Raw genomic sequence first — 10,478 nt, 5'->3', positions numbered from 1 at the left:
GGAGCGGCGGGCTCCGGAGATGCCGCGGGGGTCTCGGGCTCCGACTCCGGCTGGGCCGGCGCGGCGGAGGATGCGGGCGTCGCGGGGGCCGCGGGCGTCGCGGCCCGCGCCTCGTCCTGCGGGCGGGTGTCCGGGTCGTGCTCGTGCCCGCCGGGGGTGGTGTCGGTCATGTGTCGCTCCCTTCAGCGAATGCCAGCATCGCCCGTGGATCTGTGCGAGGCTTCTGCGGTTCCTATGACCCGGCTGTGCCGGCACCGGGAACCGCCCGGACGCATCGGACAGCGTATCCGCCCGAGCGTGACGTACGGTGTGAGCGTGGATGACACCGGAGCACCGCACCTCGCCCCCTGGCAGCGGACGGCCGCCGGAGCGGGCCTGCTCGCGGCGAACGGCACCGTCGCGCCGACCGTGTTCGCCGAGATGAGCGCGCTCGCCCTCGAGACCGGAGCCGTGAACCTCGGCCAGGGGTTCCCCGACGAGGACGGCCCGCGCGAGGTGCTCGAGGCGGCCCGCGAGGCGATCTCCTCGGGCGTCAACCAGTACCCGCCCGGCCCCGGGATGCCCGTGCTCCGCGAGGCGATCGCGCGTCACCAGCGACGCTGGTACGACCTCGAGGTCGACCCGGTCCGCGAGGTGCTCGTCACCGCCGGCGCGACCGAGGCGCTCGCGGCCGCCATCCTCGCGTTCGTCGACACCGGTGACGAGGTCGTCACCTTCGAGCCCTCCTACGACGCCTACGCCGCGCTCGTCGCGCGTGCCGGCGGCGTCCACCGCACGGTGCCGCTGCGCTTCCCCGACTGGGCGCCGGACCACGACGAGCTCCGCGCCGCCGTGACCGACCGCACGCGCGTCATCCTGCTCAACTCGCCCCACAACCCGACCGGGGCGGTGCTCGATCGGGCGACCCTCGAGCTCGTCGTCGAGCTCGCGCACCGGCACGACGCCATCATCGTGACCGACGAGGTGTACGAGCACCTCGTCTTCGACGGCAGGCACGTGCCGATCGCCACGCTCCCCGGCGCGTGGCAGCGGACCGTGTCGATCTCGTCCGCCGGCAAGACCTTCAACACCACCGGGTGGAAGATCGGATGGCTCACCGGCCCCGCCCACTTCGTGACCGCGGTGCTCGCGGTCAAGCAGTACCTCACGTTCGTCAACGGCGCGCCGTTCCAGCCCGCGATCGCGGCCGGGCTCGACCTGTCCCACACCTACTTCGCGGATGCCGCAGCCGCCCTCGCCGCCAAGCGGGACGTGCTCGTGCGCGGGCTCGACGCCGCCGGGTTCACGACGGCGGTGCCGCGCTCGGGGTACTTCGCGGTCGCGGATGCCGCGCCCCTCGGCGCCTCCGACGCGGCCGCGTTCTGCCGGGAGCTTCCGCACCGCGCGGGTGTGGTCGGCGTTCCGGTGACCGCGTTCGTGCACCCCGACCGTCGCGACTCGGTGCGGACGCTCGTGCGCTTCGCGTTCTGCAAGCGCCGTGAGGTGCTCGAGGAGGCGTCGGCCCGGCTCGCGTCGCTCAGTCGACGGCGGGGTGCGGACGCTCGGCGACCGTGAACCGGCGCAGGCGGAGGGCCGGGTTCAGCCGGCGCACCGACTCGATGCGCTGCCGGGACAGCCACGCGATCGCGACATCCGTCTGCTCGCCGATCGTCGCGACCTCGACGCCCATCGGATCGACGACCATGCTGTTGCCCGCCCCCACGGGCGGCGCGTGGTCGGCTGCGGCGACGTAGATCGTGTTCTCGAGCGCCCTCGCGGTGGTCAGGGTGCGCCAGTGGGCCTCCTTCAGCGGACCGCGCACCCACTCCGCGGGCATGCAGATCGCGTCGGCTCCCGCGTCGACGATGCGACGCGACACCTCCGGGAAGCGCGCGTCGTAGCAGGTCTGCAGGCCGAACCGCAGTCCGCCCGCCTCGAACAGCTCGGGCGGGGTGACCTCGCCGGGAGCGACCCACTCGGATTCGCGCTGCCCGAACGCGTCGTACAGGTGCAGCTTGCGGTAGCGCGCCACCACCCCGGCACCCGGCGCGACGGCGACGACGGTGTTCGCGACGCGTCGCTGCCCGTCGAGCCGTTCGATCATGCCCGCCACGAGGTGCACGTCGAGCCGGTCGGCGAGCGCGGCCAGCGCGGCCGTGAACGGCCCGTCGACCGGCTGGGCGGCGTCGAGCCACGCCTCCGACGGCGAGGCCGTGAACCAGCTCGAGTACTCCGGGAAGACGACCAGTCGCGCACCCCGCGCCACGGCGAGTTCCGCGAGGCGCTCGATCTCGGCGAGGTTCGCCTCGGCGTCGTCGTCCGGGGCGAACTGGGCGACGGCGAGCGCGAAGCCCGCGGCATCCGTCTGCATGCCCTTCAGCCTAGGCCTGCACGATCCGGGCGCGGACCCGGTGGACGATGGTGTCGAGCTCGCGCGTCGTGGCCTCCAGCTCGTCGAACGCGTCGAGCAGGTCGGACCGCCCCGCGCCGTCCTCCCCGGACAGCCTGAGATCGGTTCCGATGTTCAGGGCGGCGGCGCGCGTGCTCGCGGCCAGGGTCGCCGCGGCCGTGCCGACGTCGGCCAGCAGCAGGGTGCTCGTGTCGTCGACGAGTTCCTCGAGCACGGGAACCAGGTTCGCGGCGAATCGGCCGAGCGCGGCCGACGACTCGGCCGCCGCAAGGCTCGCCTCGCGCATCGCCGTCGCGCGGCTCTCCGCGTCGTCCCGCCGACTCGCGTCGGCGAAGCCCGACGAGGCGGCCGTGTCCCGATCCGCCATCCCGGGCGCGGTCTCGCGCATCGCCGCAGAGAACGCCGCCAGGCACTGCTGGCGGATCTCCTCCTCGGGCGACGCGTGCGGCTTGCGATGCGCCACGACCATCTCGACGAGCGCTGCGGCCATCCCGGTCATCAGCGCGGCGGCCGCACCGCCGCCCGGGTTCGCGCCGGTCGAGGCGAGCGCGTGCAGCCACTCCGAGATCGGCTCGTCGGCCGTCAGTCTGGGTCCCATGGCTCGACGGTAGACCCTCGCGTGCGGCATCCGTCACCGCCGCCCGCGACAGGGGCTGCCGACGGCCCCGCGGAGGCGTAGTCAAGCCGATCGCTCCGCCGAAGACAAGATCTGTCTTCCTCGCCCGCGACGTGGTGGACTGTGCCCGTTCAGGCGCGCGACCGAACCCGGCCGTGCCGCACGATCGGTCCCTACGCCGACGGACGAACCATCTCGGGCAGCGGGGCCACGACAGATGGGAAACCCCGTGCTCAGAGCACCACGACGCTCCATCGGCGCCTTCGCCGTCGGAGCACTCGCCGCGAGCTTCCTCGCGGCGACCGCGGCGCCGGCGAACGCCGACGACCACGAGAACCTGCCCGGCGAGCCCACCATCACGCTGCCGATCAACGACAGCGCGGCGGGCGGCACCTACGACCAGGACTTCACCCGGGCGTACGCCGGGGCGACGCCCGACGGGACGCCGGTCTACCTCTACGTCCCGGCCGGGACGCCCCTGGACGGCAGCGCACCCGTCGGCGTCGACAGCCTCGACCCGGCGTTCGACCACAACCCGGACGACGACTTCGTGCCGTGCGCCGACCGCGACGTCGCGGACTTCACCCTGACGCAGGCGCAGATCGACTACATGGGCGACCAGCTCGCGAACCAGATCGTCGCGGTCGACGAGGAGCACTTCGGCCCCATGGATGCGGCCGATCCCGACGTCCCCGAGAGCGACTCGCTCGTGATGCTCGTCTACAACGTGCAGGACGACAACTACTACGACTGCGCGGCGACGAGCTACACCGCCGGCTACTTCGCACCGGACTTCATCGACTCGGCCGGCATGAACACCATCGTGATCGACGCGTTCGACTGGGCCAACCGCGTCGGGCCGAACGACGCGGAGTGGCGCGACGGCGACCCGGCGAACGACCTGCCGACGCTGTACGAGGGCGTCATCGCGCACGAGCTCGAGCACCTGCTGCACAACTACAGCGACCCCGGCGAGCTCAGCTGGGTCGACGAGGGCCTCGCCGACTTCGCGGTGTTCCTCAACGGCTACGACGTGGGCGGCTCGCACCTGACCTACCACCAGGTGTTCTACGCCGAGACGTCCCTGACGCGCTGGGCCGGCGGCCTCGAGAACTACGGCGCCGCCTACACCTACATGCAGTACCTCTGGGAGCAGGCGGGCGGCAACGGCGACGGCACCTACGAGCCCGACCTCGAGTACGACGGCGCGGGCGGCGACCTGCTGATCAAGCTCATCTTCGAGAACCAGGCCGACGGCATGGCGGGCGTGCAGGCGGCGATCGACGAGTTCAACGCGGCCACGGGCGCCGACCTGCGCTCGGCCGAGGAGCTCTTCCAGGACTGGGCGGTCGCCGTGTACCTCGACGACGAGGACTCCGAGCGCTTCGACATCAAGGCCGTCGACTTCGGCGACCCGGCGTCGACGAGCTGGACCATCGACATCGCCGACGACCAGTTCTGGGACGGCCGGGGCTCCAACCAGGGAGCGCAGCCCGACGCCAAGTGGGAGCGTCGCAAGAACGGCCAGGCCGACACGGCCCTGCCGTACGGCATCCAGGTCGAGCGCTTCCGCAACCCGGGGCCGACCGTCACGGTGGGCCTCGACGGTGACGACACCACGCAGATCGCGCCGCACACGGGCGACACCCACTGGTACGCCGGGTACGAGAGCCAGGCCGACAACGTCCTCGACGTCGAGGTGGCGGATGGTGCGGCCTCGACGCTCGACTTCTGGTCGTGGCACTTCATCGAGGAGGGCTGGGACTACGGATTCGTCGAGGCGCTCGTCGGCGACGAGTGGGTGACGGTGCCCCTCACGGACGACTCGGGCGCGACGGTGACCACCGACACCGACCCGCACGGCAACAACGCGGAGGGCAACGGCCTCACCGGGACCTCGGGCGGCGAGTACTTCGTCGACGAGCCCGAGTACGTGCACCTCTCCGCCGACCTCCCGGCGGGCACGACCGACGTGCGCTTCCGGTACTCGACGGACGCCGCGTACCTCGACACCGGGTGGTTCGTCGACGACGTCATGGTCGACGGCGAGGCCGCCGCGGTGTCCTCGGCCGACGGCGAGTGGATCGAGACGACGGGCCTCCAGGACAACAACTGGACGCTCCAGGTCGTCGCGAACTGCGACCTCACCCCCGGCGTGGAGTCGGACTTCGAGATCGTCGACGAGGCGGGCAACCACGTGTACCGCCTCGAGGGCGACGACATCTCGATGTCGGGCCTCGACACGTCGTGCGCGAAGGGCAAGAACCGCGACTTCGCGACGCTCGTCTCGAACCTGCCCACCGGCGACCTCGACACGCTCGACGCGGGCTACTCGCTCGGCGTGACGAACACCGGCAAGGGCAAGCGCGGCTGACGCCGCTCCGCCCCGCAGGAGGCCCCGGTCCAATCGGACCGGGGCCTCCCTCCGGCTCCGGGCGCCGTGGCGAGCGGATGCCGCCGCTCGACCTCGCCGCGGCGCGGCGCATTGTCCTCCGCCCACCGCCTCGTGGGAACCCCCTACGCCGATCGCTCGGGGCGCGCTCATGATGACGAGTGACCAATGCCCGGATGCGACATCGAAGCCGAGCCGCACGTTCCGACACCAGCCGGGCGGTGGCCTTCAGCGACGCCGTCATCGCGATCGTCATCACGCTCCTGGCACTCGAGCTCAAGCCGCCCGACGCCGAACCCGGCGAACTGCTGGATGCCCTGCTCGGCGAGTGGCCCACCTACCTGGCATATGCGGCCTCGTACCTCTACCTGGCCGTGATCTGGTTGAACCACAAGGCCGCCTTCACCCGGATCCGCGAGATGGACCGCGGCCTGCAGTGGGCGAACCTCGGGATCCTCGCAACCCTCGCGCTCGTGCCCTGGCCGACCGCGGTGATCGCTGAGACGGCCAGGACGGGCGACCTCACGGACGAGCGCGTCGCCGTCGCGCTGTATGCGCTCGTCGGCGCGGTGCTGTGCCTGGCCTGGCTGGCGTTCTTCTCGTACCTCGCGCGGCATCCGGATCTCACGAACGACGAGGTGGACGACGCGTACTTCGCGCGGGAGCGCCCGCGCGCGCTCATCGGGTTCGTGCTCTACCTGGTCGCCGGAGCGGCCGGCATCCTGATCCACCCGCTCGTGGCGTCGGTGGGCTTCCTGCTTGTGCCCGTCTACTGGGGCGTGACCAGCCATGGCATCGACCACGGGCCGGCATTCCTCCAGCGCGCCGGTCGTAACGGGCGCATCAAGGCGCACTGACGGATGGCCTGGAGCGGGGCCCGGAACGACGAAAGCCCCTCCCGAAGGAGGGGCTTTCTGAGGCGATTTCTCGCCACGTGGTTGCGGGGGCAGGATTTGAACCTACGACCTCTGGGTTATGAGCCCAGCGAGCTACCGAACTGCTCCACCCCGCGGCACGAGAGATAACACTAGCACGGGCTCGGACCGCGGTCGAATCGGGGGCGCGGGCCGGGCGTTTCGGGCCTCGAAGGGGTGCGGAGCGGTTCGCTCGCGGTCCGCGGGGCGGTCTCGGTACGGGCGCTTCGCGTCCTACTCGACCACCGGGGCCTTCGTGCCCTACTCCCCCGCTCGCGTGCGCGGGGTCGCGGCGACCACCTCGTACGACAGCGGGAGCCAGCGGCGGTCAGGCCAGCCGTACATGCCGTCGCCCTTGGGCACCGTCACGGGGAAGATCTGCCACGGCACCTCGTAGTGCTCGGTGAACGAGTCGATCCGCAGCCCGGCGTCGCGCAGCGCCCCGAGCACCTCGTCGAGCGGATGCATCCACTCCCAGGTTCGCGCGTGCTGGATGCGCGCGTCGGGGTCGGCGTAGTCGCTCGGGTCGTCGATGACCTCCGGTCCGCCGGCGGCGTACGAGTACGCGAACTGCGGCATTCCGTCCGGCCCGCCGTCGCCGTCGAACACGAACGCGGCGGGGTGTCCGTCGGCGAAGAACAGCCGACCGCCCGGTGCGAGGAACCACTCGATGATGCGTGCCCACTCCGCGACATCCGGAAGCCAGCCGATGGTGCCCCAGGTCGTGAAGACCAGGTCGAACGACTCGGGTTCGGGCAGGGCGTGCCGGGCGTCGTAGACGTTCGCCTGCACGAACCGGGTGCGGTCGGCGACGCCGAGCTCGTCGGCCATCCGTCGCGCCTCGACGACCGCGGGCTCCGAGAAGTCGAGACCCACGGCCGTCGCCCCCGCGTTCACGAGCGAGAGGGTGTCCGACCCGAAGTGGCACTGCAGGTGCAGCACGCGGACGCCGTCGAGACCGTCCGGGAAGAGCCGCTCGACCCCCGCGCGCGCGATGGGGTCGAGCACGCTGCCGCCCTCTCGGAGCCGCGCGCGGTCGTAGAACGTCGAGGCCACGTGCACGGGCACGCGCTCGTCCCAGTTCGCCCGGTTGTCGTCGAGCCAGTCGCCGTCGCGAAGGTCGACCCGGGCCTCGGTCATCCCTCGTCGCCCGTGGGCGTGGCACCGGAGAGCTCGAGCAGGCGGGTGATGACCTGGTTGAGCTGCTCGTCGGCCTCGGCGAATGCGGCGAGGTCGCCCTCGGCGAGCGCCGCCTGCTTCTGCTCGAGCAGGTCCGCCGCCTCGGCGAGCAGGGCGGCCTGCTCGTCGCTCGGCGTGGGCTCCTCAGTCGGGGGCGCGTCCGGATCGGCCGGCTCGGTCGGCGCCGGCTCCGGCTCGACCTCCTCGTCGCCCGCGGCCGCACCCGAGTCGCCTCCGAAGAGCACGTTCAGTGCCTCGTCGAGCGTGTCCTGGAACGCGATCTCGTCGCCGAAGGCCACGAGGACCTTCTGCAGCACGGGATAGCTGGTCTCACCGGTCGAGCGGACGTACACCGGCTGGACGTACAGCAGGCCACCGCCGACCGGGATCGTGAGCAGGTTGCCGTTGATGACGTCGGACTGGCCCTGGCGGAGGATGTTCAGCTGCGCAGAGATCGAGGTGTCGCTGTTGAAGGTGTTCTGCACCTGGCCGGGGCCGGGCACGTTGTCGTCCTCCGGCAGGTTCAGGAGCCGCAACTTGCCGTAGCCTTCGGCCCGCTCGCCGTCTTCCGATCCCGCATCCGAATCCACCGCGAGGTATCCGCGCAGCACGTTGCGGCTGGCCTGACCTCGCGCTTCGGGGATGAACGTCGAGTAGATCGAGTACGTCGGCTCCTCTTGGCCGGGCATCTGCATCGTCAGGTAGTACGGCGGCTGCAGGAGCGTGCTGCCCTGGCCCTGCGTCGGGTCGAGCGGCGTGGTCCACGCGTCCTCACGCGAGTAGAAGGCGTCCGCCTCGGTCACGTGGTACCGGCCCAGCACGGCGCGCTGCATCTTGAAGAGGTCGGCGGGGTAGCGCACGTGACTCATGAGCTCTCCCGACATCTCGCTCAGGGGGCGCACCTTGCCCGGGAAGATCTTGTCCCACGTCTGGAGGATGGGGTCCTCGTCGTCCCACGCGTAGAGCGTCACCTTGCCGTCGTACGCGTCGACCGTCGCCTTCACGGAGTTGCGTACGTAGTTGACCTCGTCGAACGCGAGCGGCGACGCGACGGTGTCGCTGTCGGAGATCGCCTCGCTGTAGCTCACCTTGTTCGAATACGGGTACTGATCGGAGAGCGTGTAACCGTCGACGATCCACACGATCCGGCCATCGACCACGGTCGGGTAGGTGTCGGTGTCGAGGGTGAGGAACGGCGCCACCTTGCGCACGCGGTCGATCGGATCGCGGTCGTAGAGGATCTGCGACTCCTCGTTCACCTGGTCGGAGAGGAAGATCTGCTCCGACTGGAACTTCAGCGCGTAGACGAGCTTGGTGAAGACGTTGTCGAGCTTCGGCCCGCCGTCGCCCTGGAACGTCGTCTGCTGGGGTTCGCCGTCGCCGCCCGCGGGGAAGTCGAGCTCGATCTCACGAGCACCCTCGGGGGCGCCGACGATGGAGTACTCGGGCGAGTTCTCGCCGAAGTACACGCGCGGCTCGAACTCGGGCAGGGTTCCCGTCGAGGGAATGCCCGACTGCAGGAAGACCGGCTGGCCGTCGCTCGACCGCTGGTTGCCGGCCGCGGCGACGAGGCCGTAGCCGTGCGTGTAGACGAGGTGCGTGTTGAACCACGTCTGCGCGTCGCCGAGTCCCTCGAGATTCAGGTCGCGGATGGCGACGATCGTGTCCTGCGACTGCCCGTCGATCTCGTAGCGGTCGACGTCGAGCTGCTCGGGGAACTGGTAGTACTGGCGGAACTGCTCGAGCTGGCGGAACGCCGGGCTGATGATCGCCGGGTCCATCAGGCGGATGCTCGCCGTGGTCTCCGCATCGGAACGCAGCGCACCCGGCTCGGCGTCCGTCTTCGCCTCGTACGGGATCTCCTCGATATCGGCGACCCCGAACGCGTCGCGCGTCAGGTCGATGTTGCGTTGGATGTAGGGGGCCTCCAGCGAGCGCGCGCTCGGGTCGACCTGGAAGCGCTGCACGACCCACGGGTACAGCGAGCCGATCAACAGGCTCGACACCACCAGCAGCACGGCGCCCACGAGCGGGAGGCGCCAGCGCCCGAGGAACGCGGTGACGAGGAACAGCACGGCCACCACGGCGGCGATGACGGCGAGGATCTGCCGGCCGGGGATGGTCGCGTTGACGTCGGTGTACGACGCACCGGTGATGAGCGAACCCACCTCGGTGACCGTCGCGTACTGGTCGAGCCAGATGCTGACGGCCTGCAGGAGCAGGTACAGGCCCGCGGTGATCGCGATCTGGATGCGCGCGGCCTTCGAGATGACCACCTCGCGTCCGCTGATGCGGATGGCGCCGTAGAGGTAGTTGGTCGCGATGACGAGCAGGCCAGAGAGCAGCACGACCGCCGAGGCGAAGCCCACGATCGAGCGGTAGAACGGCAGCTCGAAGACGTAGAACCCGACGTCGAGGCCGAACTGCGGGTCGGTCGTGCCGAACGGGGTGCGGTTCAGCCAGGTGAGCACCGAGTCCCACCGGCTCGCCGTGGAGACGCCGGCGAAGATGCCGAGCACGATCGGCACGCCGAACATGGCGAGGCGCCGCAGCGGCTCGAAGACCTCCTGGTAGCGGTCGAGTTGCGAATTGAGCTTCGCGTACACGGGCCGCGTGCGGTAGGCGATCTGGATCGAGGCCCAGACGGGCACGGCCATCGCCACGAAGCCGATGAGGAACAGCACGATGCGGGCGACCCATTCGGTCACCAGCACCTCGACGAAGCCCAGCTGCTGGTACCACATCACGTCGGCGTAGATTCCGGCGAACACGAAGAACGCGACGACGAGGGCGCCGACGATGCCGATCGTGATCGCGATCGGCGCGCGTCGGCGCGGCATCCTCGGTTCCTGCGGCTGTGCTGTGGACACTTCTCGGCCTCATTCGGGGTCGGGACGGGATCGAATCCCCATCCTATGGTCGGCAGTCTTGGAAACGGCTGGTGGGAAGCGGGTGCCCGGGCCCGGGGAGATAACGAACCGGTACCGT

At 70.6% G+C, this 10,478-nt stretch carries 7 protein-coding genes and 1 tRNA gene; 3 read left to right on the top strand and 5 right to left on the bottom strand.

The genetic code is table 11. From position 1 onward, the window contains the following. Positions 1-315 precede the first annotated feature (315 nt). Positions 316-1,554 carry an aminotransferase class I/II-fold pyridoxal phosphate-dependent enzyme gene (locus AVP42_RS11155; protein WP_067949029.1) on the top strand — a complete coding sequence of 413 codons (1,239 nt, stop codon included), beginning with the start codon at positions 316-318 and terminating at the stop codon, positions 1,552-1,554. Here the strand turns inward: AVP42_RS11155 and AVP42_RS11150 are convergent. After that, a complete protein-coding gene (locus AVP42_RS11150; RefSeq protein ID WP_067949027.1) occupies positions 1,517-2,350 on the bottom strand; it encodes a carbon-nitrogen hydrolase family protein in 834 nt (277 codons plus the stop codon). The two genes, AVP42_RS11155 and AVP42_RS11150, sit on opposite strands and share 38 nt — an antisense overlap. 10 nt (positions 2,351-2,360) lie before the next feature. Further along, positions 2,361-2,987 (bottom strand): cyclodeaminase/cyclohydrolase family protein, encoded by a 627-nt coding sequence (locus AVP42_RS11145; RefSeq protein WP_067949025.1) that lies wholly within the window; start codon positions 2,985-2,987, stop codon positions 2,361-2,363. Positions 2,988-3,234: 247 nt separating this feature from the next. Here AVP42_RS11145 and AVP42_RS11140 point away from each other — a divergent pair, with 247 nt between their 5' ends. Together AVP42_RS11140 and AVP42_RS11135 are read left to right on the top strand one after the other, a co-directional pair. Beyond that, entirely contained in the window at positions 3,235-5,379 is a 2,145-nt protein-coding gene (locus AVP42_RS11140; protein WP_157356806.1) for a hypothetical protein, read from the top strand. A 194-nt stretch (positions 5,380-5,573) separates the two neighbouring features. Further along, on the top strand, positions 5,574-6,254 hold the full coding sequence (locus tag AVP42_RS11135; RefSeq protein ID WP_067949020.1) for a TMEM175 family protein: 681 nt from the start codon (positions 5,574-5,576) through the stop codon (positions 6,252-6,254). A 78-nt stretch (positions 6,255-6,332) separates the two neighbouring features. Here the strand turns inward: AVP42_RS11135 and AVP42_RS11130 are convergent. The 3 genes from AVP42_RS11130 to AVP42_RS11120 all read right to left on the bottom strand — a co-directional run bounded on the left by AVP42_RS11130 (position 6,333) and on the right by AVP42_RS11120 (position 10,330). Then, a tRNA-Met gene (locus tag AVP42_RS11130) sits at positions 6,333-6,409 on the bottom strand. Positions 6,410-6,572: 163 nt separating this feature from the next. After that, positions 6,573-7,451 (bottom strand): bifunctional 2-polyprenyl-6-hydroxyphenol methylase/3-demethylubiquinol 3-O-methyltransferase UbiG, encoded by an 879-nt coding sequence (locus AVP42_RS11125; protein WP_067949018.1) that lies wholly within the window; start codon positions 7,449-7,451, stop codon positions 6,573-6,575. After that, on the bottom strand, positions 7,448-10,330 hold the full coding sequence (locus tag AVP42_RS11120) for a UPF0182 family protein (RefSeq protein ID WP_197467006.1): 2,883 nt from the start codon (positions 10,328-10,330) through the stop codon (positions 7,448-7,450). The genes AVP42_RS11125 and AVP42_RS11120 overlap by 4 nt, the downstream gene beginning before the upstream one ends. Between the last annotated feature and the right edge of the window lie 148 nt (positions 10,331-10,478).

This window comes from Agromyces sp. NDB4Y10 (assembly GCF_001620055.1).
In the GTDB taxonomy this organism is placed as follows: domain Bacteria; phylum Actinomycetota; class Actinomycetes; order Actinomycetales; family Microbacteriaceae; genus Agromyces; species Agromyces indicus.
The sequence above is the reverse complement of the archived record's forward strand: the minus strand, read 5'-3'. Positions and strand labels throughout refer to the sequence as shown.

Excerpts from the sequence above, each read along its gene's own strand:
- AVP42_RS11145 (WP_067949025.1), bottom strand. The coding sequence starts at position 2,987 with ATGGGACCCAGACTGACGGCCGACGAGCCGATCTCGGAGTGGCTGCAC.
- AVP42_RS11135 (WP_067949020.1), top strand. The coding sequence starts at position 5,574 with ATGCGACATCGAAGCCGAGCCGCACGTTCCGACACCAGCCGGGCGGTG.
- AVP42_RS11120 (WP_197467006.1), bottom strand. The coding sequence starts at position 10,330 with ATGCCGCGCCGACGCGCGCCGATCGCGATCACGATCGGCATCGTCGGC.
- AVP42_RS11150 (WP_067949027.1), bottom strand. The coding sequence starts at position 2,350 with ATGCAGACGGATGCCGCGGGCTTCGCGCTCGCCGTCGCCCAGTTCGCC.
- AVP42_RS11125 (WP_067949018.1), bottom strand. The coding sequence starts at position 7,451 with ATGACCGAGGCCCGGGTCGACCTTCGCGACGGCGACTGGCTCGACGAC.